This is a genomic window from Acinetobacter sp. GRABPA_MV_2 (assembly GCF_056725885.1).
In genome coordinates, this window is sequence record NZ_JBWZNA010000007.1 from 114,332 (window position 1) to 136,777 (window position 22,446).

General features: G+C 36.8%; 21 protein-coding genes. 17 read left to right on the forward strand and 4 right to left on the reverse strand.

The features are described 5' to 3' along the window. The first annotated feature begins 17 nt into the window (after positions 1-17). From tssM to ACXM0J_RS08655, 10 genes are all read left to right on the forward strand, one after another. Complete coding sequence (gene tssM / locus ACXM0J_RS08610; RefSeq protein WP_479750411.1) at positions 18-3,839, forward strand: type VI secretion system membrane subunit TssM; 3,822 nt, start codon at positions 18-20, stop codon at positions 3,837-3,839. Positions 3,840-3,876: 37 nt separating this feature from the next. Then, the gene (tagF, locus tag ACXM0J_RS08615; RefSeq protein ID WP_014206363.1) at positions 3,877-4,836 is read left to right on the forward strand and encodes a type VI secretion system-associated protein TagF; all 960 of its coding nucleotides are present in this window, start codon (positions 3,877-3,879) and stop codon (positions 4,834-4,836) included. Positions 4,837-4,838: 2 nt separating this feature from the next. Continuing rightward, entirely contained in the window at positions 4,839-5,606 is a 768-nt protein-coding gene (locus ACXM0J_RS08620; protein WP_479750413.1) for an OmpA family protein, read from the forward strand. A gap of 16 nt (positions 5,607-5,622) precedes the next feature. Next, positions 5,623-5,886 carry a PAAR domain-containing protein gene (locus ACXM0J_RS08625; protein WP_108011985.1) on the forward strand — a complete coding sequence of 88 codons (264 nt, stop codon included), beginning with the start codon at positions 5,623-5,625 and terminating at the stop codon, positions 5,884-5,886. 148 nt (positions 5,887-6,034) lie between these two features. Further along, positions 6,035-8,716 (forward strand): type VI secretion system ATPase TssH, encoded by a 2,682-nt coding sequence (tssH, locus tag ACXM0J_RS08630; RefSeq protein ID WP_479750415.1) that lies wholly within the window; start codon positions 6,035-6,037, stop codon positions 8,714-8,716. A 22-nt stretch (positions 8,717-8,738) separates the two neighbouring features. Beyond that, the gene (tssA, locus tag ACXM0J_RS08635; protein ID WP_032012867.1) at positions 8,739-9,833 is read left to right on the forward strand and encodes a type VI secretion system protein TssA; all 1,095 of its coding nucleotides are present in this window, start codon (positions 8,739-8,741) and stop codon (positions 9,831-9,833) included. Positions 9,834-9,849: 16 nt separating this feature from the next. Then, positions 9,850-11,214, forward strand: a complete 1,365-nt coding sequence (gene tssK / locus ACXM0J_RS08640; RefSeq protein WP_479750416.1) for a type VI secretion system baseplate subunit TssK — start codon at positions 9,850-9,852, stop codon at positions 11,212-11,214. Between the two features lie 17 nt (positions 11,215-11,231). Continuing rightward, complete coding sequence (gene icmH, locus ACXM0J_RS08645) at positions 11,232-12,038, forward strand: type IVB secretion system protein IcmH/DotU (protein WP_002114531.1); 807 nt, start codon at positions 11,232-11,234, stop codon at positions 12,036-12,038. Between the two features lie 12 nt (positions 12,039-12,050). Beyond that, a complete protein-coding gene (locus ACXM0J_RS08650; protein WP_479750417.1) occupies positions 12,051-12,674 on the forward strand; it encodes a hypothetical protein in 624 nt (207 codons plus the stop codon). A gap of 7 nt (positions 12,675-12,681) precedes the next feature. Next, positions 12,682-13,635 carry a M15 family metallopeptidase gene (locus ACXM0J_RS08655; RefSeq protein WP_057086159.1) on the forward strand — a complete coding sequence of 318 codons (954 nt, stop codon included), beginning with the start codon at positions 12,682-12,684 and terminating at the stop codon, positions 13,633-13,635. On the opposite strand, the gene ACXM0J_RS08660 is transcribed toward ACXM0J_RS08655, so the two are convergent. Beyond that, on the reverse strand, positions 13,632-14,489 hold the full coding sequence (locus tag ACXM0J_RS08660; RefSeq protein WP_479750419.1) for a LysR family transcriptional regulator: 858 nt from the start codon (positions 14,487-14,489) through the stop codon (positions 13,632-13,634). The genes ACXM0J_RS08655 and ACXM0J_RS08660 overlap by 4 nt on opposite strands. Before the next feature lie 147 nt (positions 14,490-14,636). On the opposite strand from ACXM0J_RS08660, the gene ACXM0J_RS08665 reads away from it, so the two are divergent. From ACXM0J_RS08665 to ACXM0J_RS08680, 4 genes are all read left to right on the forward strand, one after another. Continuing rightward, on the forward strand, positions 14,637-15,305 hold the full coding sequence (locus ACXM0J_RS08665) for an ankyrin repeat domain-containing protein (protein WP_479750420.1): 669 nt from the start codon (positions 14,637-14,639) through the stop codon (positions 15,303-15,305). Between the two features lie 16 nt (positions 15,306-15,321). Continuing rightward, complete coding sequence (locus ACXM0J_RS08670; RefSeq protein WP_479750422.1) at positions 15,322-15,804, forward strand: nucleoside deaminase; 483 nt, start codon at positions 15,322-15,324, stop codon at positions 15,802-15,804. Beyond that, positions 15,804-16,985: a cyanate transporter gene (locus tag ACXM0J_RS08675; protein WP_479750424.1), complete on the forward strand. Its 1,182-nt coding sequence runs from the start codon at positions 15,804-15,806 to the stop codon at positions 16,983-16,985. Before ACXM0J_RS08670 ends, ACXM0J_RS08675 begins: the two co-directional genes overlap by 1 nt. Positions 16,986-17,114: 129 nt before the next feature. Further along, positions 17,115-18,272 (forward strand): winged helix-turn-helix domain-containing protein, encoded by a 1,158-nt coding sequence (locus ACXM0J_RS08680; RefSeq protein WP_479750426.1) that lies wholly within the window; start codon positions 17,115-17,117, stop codon positions 18,270-18,272. Between the two features lie 38 nt (positions 18,273-18,310). Here ACXM0J_RS08680 and ACXM0J_RS08685 read toward each other — a convergent pair whose 3' ends face one another. Both ACXM0J_RS08685 and ACXM0J_RS08690 read right to left on the reverse strand, forming a co-directional pair. Continuing rightward, positions 18,311-18,766, reverse strand: coding sequence for a GNAT family N-acetyltransferase (locus ACXM0J_RS08685; RefSeq protein WP_447413765.1), 456 nt, complete (start codon positions 18,764-18,766; stop codon positions 18,311-18,313). Positions 18,767-19,051: 285 nt separating this feature from the next. Then, entirely contained in the window at positions 19,052-19,711 is a 660-nt protein-coding gene (locus ACXM0J_RS08690; protein WP_479750428.1) for an epoxyqueuosine reductase QueH, read from the reverse strand. A gap of 456 nt (positions 19,712-20,167) precedes the next feature. On the opposite strand from ACXM0J_RS08690, the gene ACXM0J_RS08695 reads away from it, so the two are divergent. From ACXM0J_RS08695 to ACXM0J_RS08705, 3 genes are all read left to right on the forward strand, one after another. After that, positions 20,168-20,461, forward strand: coding sequence for a hypothetical protein (locus tag ACXM0J_RS08695; RefSeq protein WP_479750430.1), 294 nt, complete (start codon positions 20,168-20,170; stop codon positions 20,459-20,461). Between the two features lie 206 nt (positions 20,462-20,667). Then, positions 20,668-21,132: a redox-sensitive transcriptional activator SoxR gene (gene soxR, locus ACXM0J_RS08700; protein WP_199992853.1), complete on the forward strand. Its 465-nt coding sequence runs from the start codon at positions 20,668-20,670 to the stop codon at positions 21,130-21,132. Positions 21,133-21,296: 164 nt separating this feature from the next. Then, entirely contained in the window at positions 21,297-21,731 is a 435-nt protein-coding gene (locus ACXM0J_RS08705) for an I78 family peptidase inhibitor (RefSeq protein ID WP_479750432.1), read from the forward strand. A gap of 71 nt (positions 21,732-21,802) precedes the next feature. Here the strand turns inward: ACXM0J_RS08705 and ACXM0J_RS08710 are convergent, their stop codons facing one another. Beyond that, positions 21,803-22,426 (reverse strand): hypothetical protein, encoded by a 624-nt coding sequence (locus tag ACXM0J_RS08710; RefSeq protein WP_479750433.1) that lies wholly within the window; start codon positions 22,424-22,426, stop codon positions 21,803-21,805. Positions 22,427-22,446: the final 20 nt, after the last annotated feature.

The following is a 22,446-nucleotide window of genomic DNA, read 5'->3' on the forward strand; positions in this document are numbered from 1 at the left end:
CTTAGAACGAGAATAGAATGCATACAATTTTAGGCTACTTGTGGCAGTACATCACGAATCCTAAAGCAATTATCGCCTTGTCATTGTTCGTGGCATTGATGTCTTCATATACTTCAATTCCTCGTCATATATTCTGGGCTTTAGCAACTGCCTATGCTTTGGGTCTTATTGTTTATGGTATCTATTGGCTTATTCAACGAAGAAAGCATGCTGCTCAAGGTGAAGAGTTAGCTGAGGCAATCGAAAAAGATAACCAAGCTGAATATGGCAAAAATAAAGATAAAGAAGAGCTTCAGCTAGTTAGTCAACAAATGAAAGAATCAATTCAACTGATTCGTAAATCTAAGTTGGGTGATAAAAAAGGGAATGCTGCATTATATGAACTTCCTTGGTATATGGTTATTGGTAACCCAGCCGCCGGTAAAAGTTCAGCTATCTATAACTCTGGTTTAAAGTTTCCTTTTGAAGAAACACATCAGAAAATGGTATCTGCTGGCTTAAGTGGTACTCGAAATTGTGACTGGTTCTTCTCTACAGAAGGTATTTTGCTCGATACAGCGGGCCGTTATTCTGTTTATAGCGAAGATCATTCTGAGTGGTTAGGTTTCTTAAATATTTTAAAAAAGAACCGCTCTAAAGCACCAGTTAACGGTTTGATTCTAATTGTTAGTATTGCTGAGCTAATTAGTCAAAGTCCTGAAAATTCATTAAAGCTTGCTAAAAATTTACGTGCTCGTATTCAAGATCTAACTGAACGTTTAGAAGTGGTAGTACCTGTTTACTTAGTCTTTTCAAAAATGGATTTGATTGCAGGTTTTACTGAGTTTTTTGAATTTTATGAAGCTCAAGAATATAACCAAGCTTGGGGAGCAACGCTTCCATATGAGCAAAACTCTTCTCATAACGCGGTAGATTTGTTCGAAAAACATTACACTATTCTTTACGATGGTCTAAAAGGCGTGAGTTCGACTCATTTAAGTCGCCGTCATTCGCAGAATATCTCACCAAGCGTAATGACTTTCCCATTAGAATTTAAAACATTAAAACCAGCTTTAAAAAGCTTTATTGGTACACTTTTTGAAGATAACCCATATCAATTTCAACCAGTTTTCCGTGGGTTTTACTTCACCAGTGCTTTGCAGGAAGGTGTAATTGAAAGTCCAATGACTGAGCAAATTGCACAAGAATTCCAGCTGACTCAAATTGCTCAAAATGATTTAAAAGACCATACAAAAATTACTCCTAACCATGGCTATTTCTTAAATGGTCTATTTTCAGATGTTATTTTAAAAGATAAAGATCTCGTTAAGCAGCATGTAAATACGGGCAGAAAACGCCAACGTTACATTGCATTTATTGGTGCTTTAGCGGGCGTTTCAATTATTTTGGGTGTATGGGTTTGGTCTTATCGTAATAACCAGCAATTAATTGGTGAAGTTCAAGCAGATTTAAATAAGGTGGTTCAATTAGAAAGAGCCTCTGGTCAGCAACTGTCTACCCAATTAGAAGCTTTGCTGATTCTTCAAAGACGTCTACAGCAGTTAGATGAGTTTGATGAAAATAGACCACTTAAGTTTAGTTTTGGTTTATATCAGGGCAATGAGCTTCGTGAAAAGCTAAAAGCTGAATATTTAAAAGGTGTTAAGCAGATTGTGTTAACACCAACACAGCAAAATATTGCTCAATATTTGCAACGTGTAAAAAATAATGAAGCAACATTAAAAGCGAACCACACGAATGTTGAGATCAAGCAAACTGCTCAATCTCAACAATATTTGGAACCTTCAGATACCAATCCTCAAGATGCTTATAATGCTTTAAAAGCTTATTTAATGATGAGCAATCCGCAATATATGGATGCTAGTCATCTAAGCGATCAGGTTACGCGTTTCTGGCGCTCTTGGTTAGATGCAAATAAAGGTCAAATGCCGCGTGCAGATATGATTCAAGAAGCTGAACAGATCTTGTCGTATGCAATGACCTTAGCAAATGATAAACAATTCCCAGTTTTAGAGGCAGATTCGCAAATTGTTGATCAAACTCGTCAAGTATTACTCTCTGTTGTTCGAGGGATGCCAGCGCGTGATCGTGTTTATAACGAAATAAAAATGCGTGCTGCGGTACGTTTCCAAGCACTGACTGTAAGTCAGATTGTGGGTGAGGCAAATAAAAATATTGTATTGGGTAGTTATGCATTACCAGGCGTATTTACCCAAAAAGCTTGGAATGACTATGTAGAAAAGGCAATTGAAGAAGCTGCAGATAAGCCAACAGACAGTAAAGACTGGGTATTAAATAGTCGTCAATCTGATGATTTAACTTTCTCAGGCAGTCCAGAGCAAATTAGAAAGCAGCTAACAGCGCTTTATAAGCAAGAATACATTGCGGAATGGAGAAAATTCTTAAGTGGTATTCATTATGCTAAAGCCGGCCAATTTGCTCAGCAAGTAAAAAATATTGATGTTTTAGGTGAACCACAAAATTCTCCAATTAGAACATTAATTGAAAGGGTTGCAGTCGAAACAAACTGGGATAATCCAGTCGTTCAAGCTGAGCTTGCAGCTCCACAAAAAGGATTCATTGCATGGTTTAAACGTAAAGTTCTAAATCATGATGACAAGCAAGTTGCTAATCAAGTGGCAAACAATGCTCAAGGCGCTATTTCTCAAGAATACCAAATGTTCTACCAGTTGGTTCGCAAGCGTGATGATCAACAAGGTAAGTCATTGCTTGATGAATATATGACAAATTTAGCACTCGTTCGTAGTAAGTTTAACGAGCTTAAAAATGCGGGTGAAATTGGGCCTAATGCAATGACATTAGTTAAACAGACCCTAAATGAGCAAACGTCTGTATTTAACCAAACTCAAAAAATTGTAGATGAAAAGATGGCGGTTGGTTTCAATGAAATTGATCAGCGGTTACTGCAAAAATTAGTAGTTAGCCCACTTACGCAGGCCTTTGAGAGCTTAATTACACCGACACAAGACGAAATTAATAAATTATGGGTAATGCAAGCTTATCAGCCATTTACAGCAAATCTTGCTAAGAAATATCCATTTAACTCATCAGCTTCTTTACAGGCAACAAGTAGTGAAATTGGTCAAATCTTGGGTGAGAACGGTAGTATTTCTCGCTTTGTGAAAGAAAGTCTTGATCCATTTGTGATTCGTCGTGGTTATACCTTAACGTCTAAAACTTGGAAAGATTTAGGCATTAGTTTAAATCCTCAATTCGTTATGAATTTCCAAAGATATGTGGCACCAGCCAATGGTATGGCAACTGGTGAGTTGAATGCTCAAGCACCAGCTGCTCCAGCGACTAACCAATCTAACTTCCAGTTCTACCCAATTCCAAACCCACAATTGCTTTCATATACCGTTGATATTGATGGTCAGCGTATGACTTATGAAAACGGTGTTCAGCAGTGGGTTAACTTCATTTGGCCAAACCAAGGCAGTATTCCAGGTGCTCGTATTACCGCTGTAGATTTACAAGGCCAAACCCACACGATTTTTGATGAGCCAGGTGAGTACGGTATTAACCGTTTAATTGATAGCGCTCAACGTAAGGAACAAAATGGCGGATTTGAAATGCTTTGGCGTAGTAAAACTGATCCATCATTATTTGTAAAAATGAATTTCCGTCTAATTAGCAGTAATTCAGGCAGTATCGGTTCAAGCCGTGGTTATGCAGGTATGCAACTGGTTGATAAAGTCACTGCTGATAAAGCTGCTCGTGTGGTGTCTGCTCAGCAAGCACCAGCTCAAGCTGCTCCAGCAAGAACTGAAAATCCTGTTTCTGCACTTGCTCAGCCTTCTGCGGGAGTTAAACCATGACATGGAAAATAACCTCTATGCGAAAGGAGGAGCAATAATGCAAACATTAAAAACAACTCCTTTGTATTACGGCAAAAGTCCTGCACGAGGCGACTTTTTAAAAACAAAAGGTCAGAATGCTCTAATACAGTTGCTTGATCAGTGGATTACTGAAGCATTGGAATATGCAATGCAATCAGGCAGCTTTAAAGAAGCTTATAACACGTTGCCTTCGCTGGATTTCTTTATTGCGAATCCGAAAGAAAATATGTTTTTAGCGGCGAACCTTCTTGCAAGTGAAGATAGTTCGGGGCGATCTTTTCCAATGGTACTGAGCCATTTATTAGAAATTGATTTACCGTATGATAATTTGTTGTATGCGCCCTATAGCTATAAACATGTATTAGTTGATTTATTTCAAAACAATCGCGCTTTAAAAGGAATTAAAGATTCAGATCTGTTACTTGGAAAATTAGGTCACTTACAAAATCAAATTCAGGTTTTAACTGAACGTGAATGTGTGGGTTTCTATGAAAATCATACGATGCACTCATTCGCTCAGTTAATGAAGCTAAGTATTTATGAGTTAGCGCAAAGTATGATTGGGCTGGGATTATTGCTACAGCCAATTTTACAAAATGGAACCAGTCGATTAAATAAAGTTTTAATTTTGCCTATTAATAATCCCGCTTACAGTTATGAAATAGCAGCATTTTGGGTCAGTATTATTTGTCGCTTTTTAAAAGAACATAATACTGAAGTGCTGATAGGTTTGTTACATCGAGAGCAGCCTGTATTATTCTTCGGTTTTCAAGGGGCTGATATTTTAGCCTTGAGCGATATTTTTACTCAGAATATGGATAGTAAACACTGGGTTTCTTTAATAGAAGCACAATGGATTGATACTTATTTGGAGCAGAATGCTGGTTTAGCTACGCTAGAGCAATCATTATGCCAACGCCAATTAAGTTTAAATCAAGGTTTAAAACTATTTAGACAGACTTTTTTGGGTGAATAATAATGAATCAACGATATCAAAGTAAACTTTCACAGCTCATAAAAGGCTGTTTTATCTATGCAATCACTAACTATGCTTTAGCTCAGCCTATTGTCGTAGAAGGAGTCGTTCCTAATGAGGCGAGTAAACAGGCTATCTTATTAAAAATGCAGTCTGTTTATGGTGCTGATCAGGTAGTAGATAAAATACAAGTGAGACCTGTAGCTGCTCCAAATGGGTGGAGTGATTCAGTAACTCGAGTGATTACCCCTGATCTTAAAAAGGTTTCACAAGGCAAATTAAGCGTAAACGGCACACGTTTTGAGTTGAGTGGGAAAATGCTGAACCCAGCAGATATCCAGCCTACAATTCAATCTTTTCAAGGATTAGTGCAACCGCCGTATCAACTATATTCACAATTATCAGTTAATCAGGCTGAGCAGAAAATTATTGATGATGCACTTAAAAATCGAATTATTGAGTTTGAATCTGGTAGCGCAGTTTTAACTGATGCTGGTCAAAAAATTCTAGATGAGATGGCGGTTGCTTTAAACAAAGTTGGTGGCAAGAAAGTCAAAATTATTGGTCACACTGATAGTTCTGGTGATGCGACTAAAAACTTGAAACTTAGCCAAGATCGTGCGTTAGCAGTTAAAAACTATTTGATTAGTAAGAGTATTCCTGCCGACCATTTATCTACAGAAGGTTTAGGTTCATCTAAGCCAGTTGCAGATAACACTTCTTCGGAAGGAAGAAAGAAAAACCGTCGGATTGAGTTTACTGTTCTATAAATATAAGGAGAAGAACATGGCTAGCCCTTACATTACGATTGGATGCCCAACAACTGGTGGAGGGCAAGTGATTTCAGGAAACAGTACATTTTTAATTGATGGAATTGCAATTGCCTGTGTAGGGGATAAGGCTACTTGTCCTGCTCATCTAACGGTATCTACGATTGTATCGGGCGATCCAAATATGCTTGTCATGGGAAAATCCGCAGCGCGTGTAAATGATTCATTATCATGTGGCTGTAAATTATTGCCAAAACAGAGTTTAGTTAATCAAGGATAAGGGTAGAGATATTTTTATATAGATATAAATATCTACTAAAACATATTAACGCTTGAAATGATGAGTAGTTTGTCTGATAAAGCTGAATTTTGTTAATATACAGGCATTATGATTTTAAGCATTAAATTATTTAAAAATATTGAGAGTAATGATGAGTAATTTAAAAATTTTAATTACAAAACTTTCTACAGTTGCACGAACTGCTTTAGAAAAATCGGCTAATGCTTGTGTTATTCAACAAAATTATGAAATTGAAATTGAGCATTTATTTTTAGAATTACTTAATCAATCTTTAGAGAATGATTTAAAAATTTTATTAAAGAAATATAAAATTTCATCTGAAGCTTTAGCTGATGATTTAAAAGAAACAATTTCTCAATTACCAAAAGGTAATACTCGAACTCCTATTTTTGCTAAATCTATTGTTCGTTTGTTTGAACAAGCTTGGTTATTAGCTTCGGCTGAACAAAATCCAGTTATTCGTAGTGGTCATTTATTAGTTGCGTTATTAACTGCGCCTGATTTATATCAAATTGCAACAAGAGCTTCGAGTTTATTTGACCTTTTACCAATTGATTCAATGAAACATAAGTTTCTTGAAATTTGTGAGAAGAGTGTTGAACAACAAGATGAAACAAAAACACCTTCTGATGAAGCTGACTCAACAGAGGCGACTGTAGCAAATACCCAAGTAGCTAAAACACCTGCACTTGACCAATATACGATTAATCTCACTGAAAAAGCGAAAAAAGGTGGTATAGATCCAGTTATTGGGCGTGAATATGAAATTCGCTTAATGCTCGATATTTTAATGCGTAGACGCCAAAACAATCCGATCTTAACCGGAGAACCAGGTGTTGGTAAAACAGCTGTAGTGGAAGGTTTGGCTTTAAAAATTGCTCAAGGTTTAGTACCAAACGCCCTAAAAAATGTACATTTACATGTGCTGGATATGGGGTTGTTGCAGGCAGGTGCAAGTGTTAAAGGCGAGTTTGAAAATCGTTTAAAACAGGTTATTCAAGAAGTTCAAGCTTCTACTCATCCTATTATTTTATTTATTGATGAAGCACATACTTTAATTGGTGCAGGTGGACAAGCAGGGCAAAATGATGCTGCAAATCTTTTAAAACCAGCACTTGCACGTGGTGAGTTGCGTACGATTGCTGCGACAACTTGGGCAGAATATAAACAATATTTTGAAAAAGATGCTGCATTGAGCCGACGTTTTCAGGTAGTAAAAGTAGAAGAGCCAACCGAAGAAGTTGCAGTAGATATGTTGCGGGCGATGATTCCAGTCATGCAGCAGCATTTTAAATTGCAAATTGATGATGAGGCGATCGTTACTGCGGTTCATTCTTCACATCGATATATTAGTGGTCGCCAACTTCCGGATAAAGCAATTAGTGTGCTTGATACGGCTGCAGCACGTGTTGCTTTGACTCAAAATGCTCAACCTGTAAAGCTTGATCAGTTAAAGGCCCAAGAGCATAACTTAAAGCTTGAGCAGCAAATTTTAGAAAATGAGCATCGTCAGATTCCAATACATCATGAACGATTGGAAGCTTTAAAAGCTAATTTAGAATCTTTGCAAAAAGAGATCCATGAAACCGAAGAGCAGTGGCAAAAAGAATTAGAACTTGTTCATAAAATTCAAGAGTTAGAAGCAAAGAATCATGCTAATGAGTCTGAAGCTTTCGATCAGATTAATCTGCTGCGTAAAGATCTTGCTCATATTCAAGGCCAGCAACCATTAGTATTTGAAAGAGTAAACTCTCAAATCATTAATGAAATTATTTCTGATTGGACAGGTATTCCTGTTGGAAAAATGGTCAATGATGAAATTAAACAGATATTAACGCTTGAGGATAAATTGAGCGAGCGTGTAATGGGGCAAGATTATGCACTCACACAATTAGTTCAAGGGATTAAAACTTCAAAAGCAAAACTTGAAGATCCTAATAAGCCACAAGGTGTATTTCTTTTGGTCGGACCAAGTGGTGTAGGTAAAACTGAAACTGCATTAACTTTGGCAAATGAGTTATATGGTGGTGAACAGCATTTAATCACAATTAACATGTCTGAATATCAAGAAGCTCATACTGTATCTTCGCTAAAAGGTGCACCTCCAGGATATGTCGGATATGGCCAAGGCGGAGTTTTAACAGAAGCTGTTCGCCGTAACCCGTACAGTGTTGTGTTGCTTGATGAAATTGAAAAAGCTCATAGCGATGTTCAGGAACTGTTCTATCAAGTATTCGATAAAGGTACTTTAGAAGATGGTGAAGGTCGAGTAATTGACTTTAAAAACACGACTATTTTGTTGACTTCAAATGCTGGTTCAAGTGCCATTATGCAGGCTTGCTTAAATAGACCTGTAGAAGAATGGCCTACAGCTGAAGAGTTGATCGACCACTTAAAACCAAGTTTATATAAACAATTCAAGCCTGCATTTTTAGGCCGAATGAGAGTTGTACCTTATTTCCCACTGCATGATGATCTACTTGTACGAATCATTAAGCATAAGTTAGGCAAAATCACAGCAAGAATTGAGAAACAATACGGAACACAAGTCCAGTATTCTGATGATTTGGTAGAGCTGCTCTTAAGCCGTTGTACAGAAGTCGATAGTGGTGCGCGTAACGTTGATAATATTTTAAATTCTACGGTGTTACCTGCATTAGCTACAGAAATTTTAGTGGCTTTAGCAGAGCAAAAACTACCAAAAATTATCATGATTGATGCTAAAGATGACGAAATTCAATATGTACTAGACCCAGTTGTAAAAGCTGCTAAAAAAAGGACTAGTAAAAAATTGAAGTCAGAAGTTTAAAATTGAATAGAGCTAAAATTAGATGAATATTGATATTTCTGAACTACTCGAACCCATTAGTGATAGTTTACCTTGTGGTGATGACTTTTCGTTTTCTAATGAATTTCATGAAATAAAAAAAGCGAAGACACAAGATGATCTATTACTAGATCAAGGTGATTGGGTTGCTGAGCGCAAACAAGCCGATTGGGACTTTGTAGCAAAGAACACAAGTGTTTTGCTAAAAGATAAAACAAAAGATATCCGTCTATTAACTTGGCTCTTAGAGGCTTGGACTCATCTTTATGGTTTTGAAGGTATGGCTAAAGGTTTAACTTTAAGCCATACCATGCTGAATCAATACTGGCAGGAAATTCACCCTGTTATTGAAGATGATGACTTAGATCAACGCATTGGTTTATTACAGGGTTTAATTAATCAACTTCCGATGTTGTTAAAGAAAGTTTCTTTAACCAATACAGCTCCTTATTATAATTTGCTTGATTACGATAATTTTCTATATCACGAAAATGTTCGCCGTAAACAAACTGAAGAGTATGACAGCCAGTCGGGACCATCTGAATTAGAACAATTCGACCAAGCCATTTTTAATACTTCTAAAACTTTTCAATATTCTAATTATCAAGATTTTAGCTCAGTGTTAACTGAATGGGATGTTTTAAAACAGACTCTTGATCATTTAATGGGACTAGATTCACCGAGTTTTGCTGCTATTGATTCGGCATTTGAGACCATTCACAGCACATTACGTAAGATTTATAAAGCAGAAGCTTTTGGTACTGGGCTTGCACCAATCCAAGAACAGGCTACTGTTATCACGAGTTCATCTATGGAAAATCAAGTGCCTGTACAAGTTGTTTCGGATCAGCCAGCTTTTCAGCCTCAAGCACAAACGCACTTGGCGAACCGTGAACAAGCAATGAAAGTGCTGCAAGAGATTGCCGATTACTTCCAAGCAAATGAACCGCATAGCCCTGTGAGCTATATGCTTCAAAAAACGATTAAATGGAGTCAAATGCCATTACATGAATGGTTAGCGCAAGTCATCAAAGATGAGCATCCATTACAAATGGTTCAGGAAATGTTAGGTGTGCAGCCTAAAAATGAATATGAATAAAGATTGGTAAAGACATATGTTTAAAGCTGAAAAAGTCCTGTGGGGCGAAGGTTTATTTTTAAGACCTCAACATTTCCAAATTCAAGATACGTATCATGAACAACGCCTAAATCATACGGTTCGCGCAGTTGTGCCTTTTTCGTATGGCATTCAAAAGTTAAGTTTCGATGAAGCTCAGTTGAGTACGCATATTCTTGCTCTTGAGTCTGTAGAGATGATCTGGCAAGACGGTGAAATTTATCAGGCACCTGCATATGATCTATTGCCTGAACCAATTTTATTAGACGATCTTAATTTACGTGGTGAGATGCTAATCTATTTAGCATTGCCACTTTTACAAGCAAATAAGCAAAATCTAATTGATCAAAATCAAGCGCAAAAGGGTAGATATCAATCACACCTTGTTGAAACGCATGATTTGTTTACTAATGCTACTGAAGCAGATATTAGTTTGCTACGCCGCCGTGCTGTTTTTAAATTATTAGATGTACATAGTAATCCAGACCACAATCTAGATGGTTTCTTATATCTGCCGATTGGAAAAATTAAGCGTCAAAGCTCTGGTGCTTTTGAAATTGACCGAAAGTTTATTCCACCAATTTTGCATGTGGATGCCTCTGAAACACTCATTTCAAACTTAAAAAGAACTCTGAACGTTATTAAGGCAAAAATTAAGACGATTCAGACCAATAACCGAGAAAATGAACAGAAATTAATTGAATTCCGTTCAGGTGATATTGTTTCTTTCTGGTTAGTGAATGCCCTAAATACGGCTCATGCTGGTTTAAATCACTTTGTGCAATATCCACAAATTCATCCAGAACGGTTGTTTTTCGAATTATTGCGTTTAGCAGGTTCATTATTAACTTTCTCGACAGCCTATGATGTCGATCAGTTGCCTGCTTATAAACATCATAATTTACAAGAAAGTTTTACTCAGCTAGACACGATTCTACGTGATTTACTCGATACGATTATTTCAAGTCGTTATATCAGTATTGCGCTTAAAGAGATCAGACCTTCATATTGGGTGGGAAGTCTTGAAACCGATAAGATTACTCGAGACACTCGACTTTATATTGCCGTATCAAGTAGTGCTATGCAGACCCATGAGTTGATCCAGATCGTACCTTTACGATTCAAGATTGGTAGTACTTTAGATGTAGAGCAACGTGTAGTTGCTGCATTACCTGCAATTCCATTGCATCACTTGATTCAGGTTCCAACCGCGATCCCTGTACGTTCTGGTGTGAGCTATTTTGAAGTTGAACCACATCATGAATTATACCAGCGCATGTTAGATTCAGAGACGATTTGTATTTATGTTCCAGCTGGATTCCAAGATATCAGTATTGAACTGATTGCGGTTATGAACGCTTAAGTGTAAAGGAGAGAAAAATGTCACAATCCACAGGTGCTCCTTCTTTATTTGACGATGGGCAAATTGGAACGGGTGGGAATAATAATAGCCAGTCTCAAGCAAAACTACAGGCAATCAATCTTATTGATTTATTGCATGATGGCTTTTATTTGGTTTTTTTGATTCGAAATCAGTACGTGCCAGCAGACGCTCAGCAGTTTCGTGAAAAAATCTTAAATTTACTCAATCAATTTGAGCAACAAGCTAAAAAGTTGCAATTTTCAGCTGATGATATTCATGATGCGAAATATGCATTTTGTGCTTTGATTGATGAAACTATCGTAACGCAACAAGACCCAAGCTATTTTAATTTGCAAAATGCTTGGTTAATTAGCCCATTACAATTGAGCTTGTTTGGTTCTCAGTTAGCGGGGTATCGTTTCTTTGAAATTTTAGAGCAATTGCGAAGTCGTGGAAAAGAACGTCTAGCTGCTTTAGAAGTATTTCACTACTGCCTTTTGCTCGGTTTTCAGGGGAAGTACCGAATTGAATCTATTGAAAGTCTCAACCACCTCGTATCAAGAGTGGGTGATGAAATTGACTATTTAAAAGGGAAAAAAGTTGCGTTTTCGCCGTTCTCGGCAATTCCCGATCAAATACGAAATATTATTCATCGCGAAGTACCTTTCTTTTGGATTTTGATCTTTTTATTGATTTTTGCATTACTTACCTTTGCAGGCTTAAGATTTATGCTCAACAATCAAAATGATAAAGCATTATCTAACTATCAAAATGTGATTTCTGCTCCTCAAGAGCAAGCACATATTACAATTTATTTACCTTGATGATGGAACGAAATGGCTCAGGAAAAACCAACTTCTATTCGAGTTTTACAATCGAATAAAAAAAAGCCGAAATCACCAGTACTTTATATTGTGATTGGTGTGATTGCAGGGGTGTTTGTCAGCATCTCGCTATTCCTGTTCTTGTCTCAACCGAATTCGCCAGAATCAACAGCAATTGAGAGTAAATCAACGGAAGAGCAAGTTTTAAATCAAGATGTTGTACATTCTTCAGATGAACAAAATCAGGTTGCTGTAAGTCAAGACAACGAGACGGACTCAATGAGTCGTGATGGCTTTGAACAGCCAAAAGATAATGAGTTAAGCAATATTTTTAAACCTGTTCCACATAAACCTGTTGCTACGAATGAACAACGAGTTTCACCATTTGATGAACAGCTAACAGGTCAAAAGAAAGTTCAGGTTGTGCCTCAACTACAGACGAGTGCAGCTAAAACGGTTCAACCTAAAATACAGCCAGCTCAGCAAAAGCCTGTAAGTAAGCCGCAGCAGCAACAAGTGGTGCAGACTAAACCCGTAGTTGAGAGTAAAGCCCCAGCCGAACCAGAACCTGAGGTTGAGCCACCTAAGGCATCGGTAGATATTAAAATTACAAGAAGTCCTTTTGCCGTGAATTAATGAACTGATGATGATCTTTCTCATTTTCTTTTGCTTTACATGTTTGGCAATTGGTTTAGCGTTTTTAATGTCTTATGAACTAAGGAGTAGAAGCAAAGATTTTGTTTTGTCATTACTGCCCCAAGGGCGTAAACAGCTTAATCAGGTTAAACAATTTGCTCAAACCATGAATCAGGCAGCTGCTCCTGAAAAATTACAATCTCATTGGCATTTACAGCAATGGTGGATTGTAATTGCAGGCTTTTTCTTGTTTGCCAGTATATTAGTTTTTGCTTTTACTCGTCCGATTAGTTCAACCCGAATTGAAGCTGAATATCTGAAAAAAACAGATCCTCAAATTTATGCACTTTTAAATGGTGAAATATTATCACCACCGCCAGAAGTAGATGAAAGCTTAATTGAAGCCGCAATTGTTGAGGCCACGCAGTTGGAGCAGCAATATTCATCTCAAAATAGTGGAGCTATTAATTCTTCACCGATTGATAACACCAGTTTCGATGGTCGAGCTATTTTGGATACAAATTTAGTTGATCGTAAATGGGACAAAATGAACCCACGATATAAACAGCGTTTACTCATGGTCTTTAAAATCATGAAAGAACAGTACGGTTATGAGTTGGTTCTATTGGAAGGCTATCGTAGCCCAGCACGTCAGAACATGTTGGCCGGAAATCCTAACACGACTAGAGCGAGGGGGTATCAAAGCTATCACCAATTTGGTTTAGCTGCTGATGTAGCATTTAAACGAAATGGAAAAGTGGTTATTTCTGAGCGAGATCCGTGGGCAATGCAAGGCTATCGGTTATATGGGCAAGTCGCTGAATCGGTTGGTTTAACTTGGGGTGGACGTTGGAAATCTATCCAAGATTATGGGCATACCGAGTTCCGTATGCCGGGCTTAAGAAAAACTCAAGAAATGGCAGAAAAACTGATTGCTGAAAGTTCGAATGATATAAGTTAAATATTGATTGAGGATTGAAAACGTTCTTCTAAAACAGTTGTCATTTTATCTGCAAGCTGGGAAATTATCCCAGCTTTTTCCCATGTATAAATTGAAACGGCCATAGGAGGCACAGCTCCTAATGAATCATATCGACGTACTCTACGTCCGTTGGTCGTAGCTACAGGCAATAAAGATAATCCTAATCCTGTTTCAACACTGACTAACACGCTTTCTAGACTACTACCCGTAAAGGCAATATACCAACGTCGCCGTTCGCGCTCTAACGTTGCGAACATTTCGTCCCGATAAAGTCCGCCTTGAGGAAAGGTCACTAAACTTATGGGATCAGACCATGCAGTTGTTGAATTCTCACTTTCAAACCATGCCATTTCTTCTGGGAATGTAGCGTGGTGATCAGCACTGGCCGCAGGTTCTTTGACAATAATAATATCGAACTCACCATTCCGATAACGTTCTGTTAAGTTGCGACTCAAGCCAGAGGTTACATCTAAACGAATGGAACGATGCTCTTTGGCAAATATACCAAAAACTTCGGCCATTGCTTGACTCATCATATCTTCTGGTAAACCAATACGAATGGGAATACTTCCTGCTGGATCTTTAAGTAGCGCTTCAGCTTCTTGTTGAAGGGTCAAAATCCTTTGCGCATAACCAATTAGATATTCTCCAGATGCTGTCAATTTGAAAGGTCTTGCTGTCCGATCTATAAGGGCATGACCGACAGATTCTTCAAGTCGTGCTAACTGCTGACTAACTGTTGATTGAGTCAGGTGTAATCGTTCGGCAGCTGCGGTAAAACCGCCAGTTTCAAAAATAGTGACGAAAGCACGTAAAAGGCGAGGATCAAACATATTAGGTACCGCCACATTAAAAAGCCAACAAGATAAGTATTTATAATCTTAATACTATAGATTAAATAATTTAATTTCCAAATACTTTTGGTGATCTTTATTCTATTTATAAAATGTTTAGCCAAAAATTTCTATTGGGAGGCTATCATGCGTAAGTCACTAATATGGATGAATCTGATTGTCGCATTAGGGGCGTCGGGTTTTACAAATATGACGAATGCAATGGGTGAGTATCCTTTACATCAGGCAGTGATAAATAATGACACACAATCTATCAAACAGATTTTATCTCAAAAAGCTTTAATTGATGAGCGAGATGAAACAGGTTCAACTGCTTTGATGGTCGCTACAAGAGCAAATAATATACATGCTGCTCATATGCTGATAGAGGCTGGTGCGGATGTAAATGCAAAAGACAATATTCAAGACAGTCCATATTTATATGCTGGTGCACAGGGATATTTAAAAATTCTAAGAATGACACTCATGTATGGTGCCGATTTAAAAAGTATTAACCGTTACGGTGGAACGGCGCTAATTCCAGCAGCGGAACGAGGCCATGTTGAAACAGTCCGTACATTAATTGCGGCTGGTGTAGATGTTAATCATGTGAATAATTTGGGGTGGACAGCATTACTTGAGGCCATCATTTTGGGAGATGGAGAACCCAAATATCAACACATTGTAGAGCTTTTATTAAAGGCAAGTGCTGATCCGAACTTGGCTGATAAAGACGGCATAACTCCCTTACACCATGCGCGGTCACGAGGATACCGTGAAATTGAAAAAAGACTTCTTGCAGCTGGTGCAAAATAGAAAGTGAGAGTATGTGATGGAAAAAGGTGAACAGTTTTTACGTAAGGCGATTGAGCTTGCTTATAACAATATCGAAAAAGGTGGCAGGCCATTTGGTGCTGTGGTTGTAAAGGATGGAGAAATTATTGCTTCAGGCGTAAATCAGATTCTGGTAACGAATGATCCAACCGCACATGCTGAATTACTGGCGATTCGTGCAGCTAGTCAAGTTTTAGGATCTGCCAACCTAGAAGGCTGTTCTGTGTATGCAAGTGGACATCCATGCCCAATGTGTATGGCTGCAATGCGTTTAACTGGTATAAAGTCGGTGAGCTATGCTTATTCTAATGAAGATGGAACACCATTTGGTTTGTCTACAGCTGAAATATATGTTGAGCTTGCCAAGCCCTTTGCTGAGCAGTCAATGAAAATTCAATATATACCGATCAGAGTTGAAAACCGCACTGATCTTTATGCGCATTGGAAGAATTACCAAGCCAATCATTCAGGCTCAAAATAATGAAGCAGTCTGGAGCTTTTTTAACCCAGCCGATGCTCATTGTAACTGTGGCTTTAGTTGGCCTTAATTTAAGACCATTTATAACAAGTATTGGACCATTGATTGCCAATATTCGAACAGCTACTGGTTTAAGCTTGCAAGGGATAGCACTACTTACTTTGCTACCGATGATGCTTATGGGGATTGTTGCATTTGTTGGCCCAATATTGCAGAACCTGATCGGTGAACGAAGCGCTATTCTTGGTGCATTGCTGGCCATTTGTGGAGGATGTGCTATCCGATTTTTATTGCCTACATCCGAAGGATTAATTCTTAGTGCAATAGTAATTGGATTCGGAGTTGCGATGATACAAGCGGCTTTTCCCGGCATGATTAAACGAGAATTTAGCCAATTCATTGGGCCGATGATGGGGCTTTATTCGGCTATGCTCATGGGAGGAGGTGCACTAGGTGCATGGTTAGCTCCCATAATTTCAAATATAACGGGTGTCTGGTCGATTGGCCTAGCTTTTTTTACCATTCCAGCTTTATTTGCATTTATATTGGCGCTTGTCTTTTTACCTATAAAAGTTAGTTCATCCATTCATCATGCGCCTGTACGCAAGTTGTTAAATCAACCTCGAACATGGTTATTAATGATGTGCTTTGGACTTGTAAATGGTGGCTACTCGTCAGTGGTAGCGTGGTTGGCACCTTCTTTTCAAGATCAGGGTTGGAGTGCAGCACAAAGTGGAAAATTACTCGCTTTGCTGGCCTTGAGCCAAGCAGCTTCAGCGCTCATTTTGCCTGTTTTAGCTAGGAAATATAAAGATCGACGTCCATGGTTATGGTTTACGTTAGCAATGCAACTAGTCGGTTTCTCTGGAATGGCTTTTATCCCTGATTTTGCCTCTATGCTTTGGGCAATTTGTTTGGGCGTGGGTTTGGGTGGATGTTTTGCGTTAATGCTTATCGTTGCATTAGACCATTTTGATGATCCGATTCATGCAGGGGCTTTATCTGCATTGATGCAGGGTGGTGGTTTTTTACTGGCAGCAATTCCGCCGTGGATTATTGCAATTTTGCATGATCTTACGGGGGTTTATAAAGCAGGATGGCTTTTTCATTTAGTCAGTGTGATATTAGTTGTTATTTTAGTAATTAGATTGAATCCCAAAAGTTATTTTAAAGTGAGTCTGTAAAACGTTGAGTTAGCCAAGATTGTTTTTTTAAGAATTGCTGTTCCTAAAATCAAAAGCAAATGAGGGAATAGTGATACTATAGTACTGAAAATTTCAGCTTCTAAATGAATACAACAATATTTGATTTCTATGACTTCTTTTTTGAAACAACTCACTTTATTTAATCAAGGCTTAGGGAAAACCAGTCGATTTGCAAAAGGCATGGATGGGACTTTACAGGCTATTGAGCATTTAGGATATGTGCAGATTGATACCATATCGGTTGTAGAGCGAGCTCATCACCATATATTGTGGAGTCGAGTACCTGATTATGAGCTAAATCATCTCAATAGTTTGGTTGGTGAGCGGCAGATTTTTGAATATTGGTATCATGCGGCGTCTTATCTTCCTATGAAAGATTATCGCTATGCACTCCCTGCCATGATGTCTGTGAGGAAAGGGGAAAGCCGTTATTTTAATAGAGGTGATCAACACCTTATGAATGAAATTTTGGCACGTGTTCGTGCTGAAGGAAAAATTCGTCTACGTGATATTGATAAAAATAATAAAAAGAGTTTGGGAAACTGGTGGAATACCGGACCAGGCCGCCGTGCTTTTGAGCAGTTATATATGCAGGGTGACCTGATGATCTGTGAGCGTAACGGAATGGAAAAGGTCTTTGATTTGACCGAGCGCTGCTTGCCTGAAAATATTGATTTAAGTATGCCTACGCTTTATGAATATGCGCAGTATTTGTTTAATAATACGCTTCGAGCGCATGGTGCGTTTACATGGAAACAATTAGTTCATCTAAAGAAAAATGATTTAAAAGAAATTATGCGCATCGTTCTGAAAGAGCAGATTGACGCAGGTGTAGTATCTGCAATTAAGCTCGAGAATGGTCAAACTTTATATGTTGATGTTGCTGCAATGGAACTAAAGGTTAGCACTGATTTCGGTTTAAAAATACTTTCACCTTTTGATAATTCTCTTATTCATCGTGACCGTTTAGCTTCTTTATTTGAATTTGATTATAGGATTGAATGCTATGTACCAGCAGCCAAACGTGTATATGGTTATTTTTGTTTGCCGATTCTATATCAAGATGAGTTAGTCGGCCGAGTAGATTGTAAAGCGCATCGCTCTATAAAAGAGTTAGAAGTGATTAGCCTGCATCTAGAAAAAACAGTAAAAAATAAGGAGCTCTTCTTATTCGAATTGGAGCGAGAGCTTAAGCGTTTTGCAGATTTTAATCAATGCTCAACCATTAATGACAAAGTGATAAAGCGTATTCGTACTAAAATTTAAACACCAAAAGCACTCCAGATTTTGGTGTTTTCACTTTTTTAGTTCAAAGGCATACGGTATTGAATAATTCCTGGTTTTTGTGCAACCCAGTCATAGAGTTTTTGAGCTTTTTGATTAGTTTCTTGGGTATGCCAATATAAACGTTCACATTTGTGATCATTCGCTTGCTTTTTTACAAATTCAATGAGTTGCTTACCAATGTGTTGTCCACGAACTTCAGGTGAAACATAGAGATCTTCTAGGTAGCAGTAATTATTTTCTGCCCAAGTAGACCTGTGAAACATGTAAGTTACAAACCCTAAGATATGTTCTTCATTTTTAGCAACGGCACAGTACATAGATTCATTCTCATCGAAAAAACGTTCCCATGTTACTTTTGTGACATGAAGGGGTAAATTCACCTGATAAAAATTTTGGTAAGCAAGCCAATATTTTTCCCATTGTGAATAATCTTGCTGTTGAACTGGCAAGATTTGAATACTTTTATTTTGCATCATAATTACAACTCATTCTTATTAATTGATGGAAATTATAAGTTTTATAAAACATTAAAGTATTAAAAACTAACACAATAAATCTGATGGAAAAAGAAATTTCTTATTTTTATTACTTGCTAGAAGAAATTTTTTTTTATTAATCTTATTTTAAGCTAACTTAATTATTCTAAAGACATCAAAGCTCAGTACAGTACACCTTTTGGCCACATTCTCCAGATGTGGCCTTTTTTTATTAGGAGTAAATATAGCTTAGAATGAATTAATTTTTAAGGATAATAAGATTTAATCTTCTTCCATGGCATTACTATAAAACTTAACACCTAGTTTAATTCGGTCTCGACCATTACTCATACGCCAGCGATTGGTATCACGTAAAGAATATACACAGCCACAATATTCCTGTTGGTAGAATTCCTCTCGCTTACTGATTTCAATCATTCGACTAGAGCCACCATTTTTTCGCCAGTTATAATCCCAATATTGAATATCTGGATAATTGGATGCTGCTCGAATTCCGCAATCATTAATTTGAGCCATATTTTTCCAACGAGAAATTCCTAACGAACTACTGATGAGACTAAAGCCGTGTTCATGTGCATAAAGGGCAGTTCGCTCGAAACGCATATCGAAACACATGGTACAACGAATACCACGTTCAGGTTCATTTTCCATACCTTTAGCTCGAGCAAACCAATTATCCGTATCATAATCTGCATCGATAAATGGAATATTATGCTTTTCTGCAAAACGAATATTTTCTTCCTTACGGATGAGATATTCTTTTACCGGATGAATATTAGGATTATAAAAAAATATTGAAAATTTAATTCCAGAGTCGATCAATGCTTCCATGACTTCTCCTGAACAAGGAGCACAACAAGAGTGAAGTAATAATTGATCATGTCCAGATGGGAGTTCTAATTTTAAACGTTGAGTTGACATAATAAAAAATTAAATTGCAATTATAATAATTATACATTTATATTTTATTTAATTTGAAATGAATTATTTTCAGTTAAACATGAAATTTATTTGATATCTAAAAAATATTTATTACTTTATTTGAGGTTAAGTTAAATATATTGAAATAATTGTATTATTATATGCTAAAAGTAATTTATATATTCTTATTTAAATTTACTAACTAATATACTATCTAAAAATATAAAATATAGATAAATTTTATATTAATTAAAAATAATAAACTTACAATAATGTTTGATAAGTTGTTGATGTTTCTATATATAATTTGTAATTTTTTATAGCTCTTATTGTGATATGTGTCACAAATAAACCTTATTTTTTAAATTAAAATATTTCTTTAGATTTGTAGCTTTAATAAATCTATACTATAAAATTCGATGTGTTTTTAAATTTAAGTGTGTGATAATTTGAGATATGAAAGATTGGCAATGTAAGTATTGTAATGGTTACATTATGGTTAATCATTCAAAGATCAGCGTAGGAGAAAAAGTTTACTTTTTGGTATATAAATTTGATGCAAAAAATGAAAGGAAAAAATTATATAAAAAGGGAATTGTGGTTGCCCGCTACGATAATATACTTCACATTGAGTCACGTAAAAAAACATATAAAATCGAACATGCTAAGGTCTATCCATTAGGCGCACCAATGCCTTTTGTTTATAACATGTTTTGGATTTGTGGATGTCCATGTGTGCTACAAAGTTAATTTCTAAACTTTAACTGTCAGCAAGGTATTTATAGATTTAACTGAATTAATAATCACATTAAATTTATCTTTTAAGATTTAAAGAAAAGATTAGATAAGACTTATAAGCTTCGAAAAATGCCTTATGAAGGTTTAAGCGTTCTGTTTATTTGTTTGACAAAACAAAGATGCTCTCTTATAAACCTCGAGTAAAGTTGGGGGCAATGATGATGATTGAGAATAAAAAAGCCGAATCTAGTCGAGTTTTGACTGTAGGAGAAGTCGCCAAAAGAAGTGGAGTTTCTGTCTCCACCTTGCATTTTTATGAAGCTAAAGGGCTTATAAAAAGTATAAGAACCAATGGTAATCAACGCCGTTTTCCTTTAATCGTTTTAAGATATATTGCGATTATTAAAGTTGCTCAAAGAGTAGGAATTCCTTTAAATGAAATTAAAGAGGCTCTTAGCGCATATCCTATGGGAAGCAAATTAACAGCTAAACAGTGGAAAGAGTTATCAAGCCATTGGCGAAAAGATCTCGATGATCGTATTCAAAAATTAACCAGACTCCGTGATGAAATGGACTGGTGTATTGGTTGTGGTTGCTTATCACTAGAGCAATGCCCTTTAAGAAATCCAGAAGATGTTTTGGGGCAAGAGGGAGCTGGGCCACGAATTTTGGAAAGGCCTTAATTGCAATATTTCAATAATTATTTTTAGGAGGGAATATCTTAAATTCCAATAAATTAAATATATGGTTAATAGAACTTCTAAGTGAGTTTTTTATTGTAAAGAAGTCACATGGAAGATAACTTTTTTTGATATCTTTAGTTTTTTTATTAAGAAGCAAAAAATTTATGAAAAAAATTATCTTTCTTGGTTTAGCGCTCGTTTCGTTAACGGCTTGTTCATCTGTACAACATAAAGATTTAACTTCACCAAAAATTGGTTCACCAAACCCAGCTAGTCAATATTGTGTTGAACAAGGTGGGAAATTAGAAATCAGAAATGAAGCAAATGGTCAGGTTGGGTATTGTCATCTACCAAATGGCCAAGTCGTCGAAGAATGGAAATTATTCCGTGATAATCAAGCAAACTGTGTAGCAGAAGAAGCTCAAAAATTAGTGGGTCAATCTGGCCTTACTGATGATCAAATTAAACAAAAAACTAAATCAGAAATTGTGCGTAAAGTGGCTCCAGGTCAACCAATGACTATGGATTATCGTACAAACCGAGTTACAGTTACTATTGATCCTGCTTCTAAGAAAATTACTCAAGCAACTTGTGGTTAATATGTTTAATTAAAGCTTGCTAAATCAAATTTTAAAGAAAAAAGCTTGCTGAAAATGCAGGCTTTTTTACTTTAATTTTCGGAATAATGGATAACGGGATACTCTTTTTGTTGTGGCAGCTGCTGTAAAGCTTGATTAATTTTGATGAGAAAAATATCTACTTTGTATTGGCTTGGATTGTCGGTGTTGTATGATGCTCTTTCTTGATAGTTAATTCCGCATCCAATGATTTTCATATTTGCAGGATTAAAGCTCCAATCATTTTTATTTTTGATCGAGATATCTAAATCACTATCACATTCTTTCCAGAGTTTTAAAAATTGATTGGAATATACAGCTGGATTTTCTTGTGCCCGGTAGGCTGTAAATCCTTGCATTTCGGGATTAGCAAACTGAAGGAGATGATTGGTAGGCATTCCTCCCCAAAGTATAGCCGTATCTTTCGGTAGCTTTATCCACGTTATATTCTCTTCTTTAAGAGGTGCAGTTTGCTCATTTTTCTGTTTTGACTTTTGAGATTTGTAAACCAGTTTTGTTCCAACAGGAACCGTTACACCTTTAACTTGAGTGATTTGTGTTGTATAGAAATAAGGCGAATCATCACGGTTACAGCCTGTTGGGTTATAACAACCAATACAACCACTTAATAATAAAATAGGGCAACTTAAAACACTTAATTTGAAAACTCGATCCATTTTTCTTGTCTTTAATTATG

Coding starts and splice junctions, on each gene's coding strand:
- tssM (WP_479750411.1), top strand. CDS start 18: ATGCATACAATTTTAGGCTACTTGTGGCAGTACATCACGAATCCTAAA.
- tagF (WP_014206363.1), top strand. CDS start 3,877: ATGCAAACATTAAAAACAACTCCTTTGTATTACGGCAAAAGTCCTGCA.
- ACXM0J_RS08620 (WP_479750413.1), top strand. CDS start 4,839: ATGAATCAACGATATCAAAGTAAACTTTCACAGCTCATAAAAGGCTGT.
- ACXM0J_RS08625 (WP_108011985.1), top strand. CDS start 5,623: ATGGCTAGCCCTTACATTACGATTGGATGCCCAACAACTGGTGGAGGG.
- tssH (WP_479750415.1), top strand. CDS start 6,035: ATGATGAGTAATTTAAAAATTTTAATTACAAAACTTTCTACAGTTGCA.
- tssA (WP_032012867.1), top strand. CDS start 8,739: ATGAATATTGATATTTCTGAACTACTCGAACCCATTAGTGATAGTTTA.
- tssK (WP_479750416.1), top strand. CDS start 9,850: ATGTTTAAAGCTGAAAAAGTCCTGTGGGGCGAAGGTTTATTTTTAAGA.
- icmH (WP_002114531.1), top strand. CDS start 11,232: ATGTCACAATCCACAGGTGCTCCTTCTTTATTTGACGATGGGCAAATT.
- ACXM0J_RS08650 (WP_479750417.1), top strand. CDS start 12,051: ATGGCTCAGGAAAAACCAACTTCTATTCGAGTTTTACAATCGAATAAA.
- ACXM0J_RS08655 (WP_057086159.1), top strand. CDS start 12,682: ATGATGATCTTTCTCATTTTCTTTTGCTTTACATGTTTGGCAATTGGT.
- ACXM0J_RS08660 (WP_479750419.1), bottom strand. CDS start 14,489: ATGTTTGATCCTCGCCTTTTACGTGCTTTCGTCACTATTTTTGAAACT.
- ACXM0J_RS08665 (WP_479750420.1), top strand. CDS start 14,637: ATGCGTAAGTCACTAATATGGATGAATCTGATTGTCGCATTAGGGGCG.
- ACXM0J_RS08670 (WP_479750422.1), top strand. CDS start 15,322: ATGGAAAAAGGTGAACAGTTTTTACGTAAGGCGATTGAGCTTGCTTAT.
- ACXM0J_RS08675 (WP_479750424.1), top strand. CDS start 15,804: ATGAAGCAGTCTGGAGCTTTTTTAACCCAGCCGATGCTCATTGTAACT.
- ACXM0J_RS08680 (WP_479750426.1), top strand. CDS start 17,115: ATGACTTCTTTTTTGAAACAACTCACTTTATTTAATCAAGGCTTAGGG.
- ACXM0J_RS08685 (WP_447413765.1), bottom strand. CDS start 18,766: ATGCAAAATAAAAGTATTCAAATCTTGCCAGTTCAACAGCAAGATTAT.
- ACXM0J_RS08690 (WP_479750428.1), bottom strand. CDS start 19,711: ATGTCAACTCAACGTTTAAAATTAGAACTCCCATCTGGACATGATCAA.
- ACXM0J_RS08695 (WP_479750430.1), top strand. CDS start 20,168: ATGAAAGATTGGCAATGTAAGTATTGTAATGGTTACATTATGGTTAAT.
- soxR (WP_199992853.1), top strand. CDS start 20,668: ATGATGATTGAGAATAAAAAAGCCGAATCTAGTCGAGTTTTGACTGTA.
- ACXM0J_RS08705 (WP_479750432.1), top strand. CDS start 21,297: ATGAAAAAAATTATCTTTCTTGGTTTAGCGCTCGTTTCGTTAACGGCT.
- ACXM0J_RS08710 (WP_479750433.1), bottom strand. CDS start 22,426: ATGGATCGAGTTTTCAAATTAAGTGTTTTAAGTTGCCCTATTTTATTA.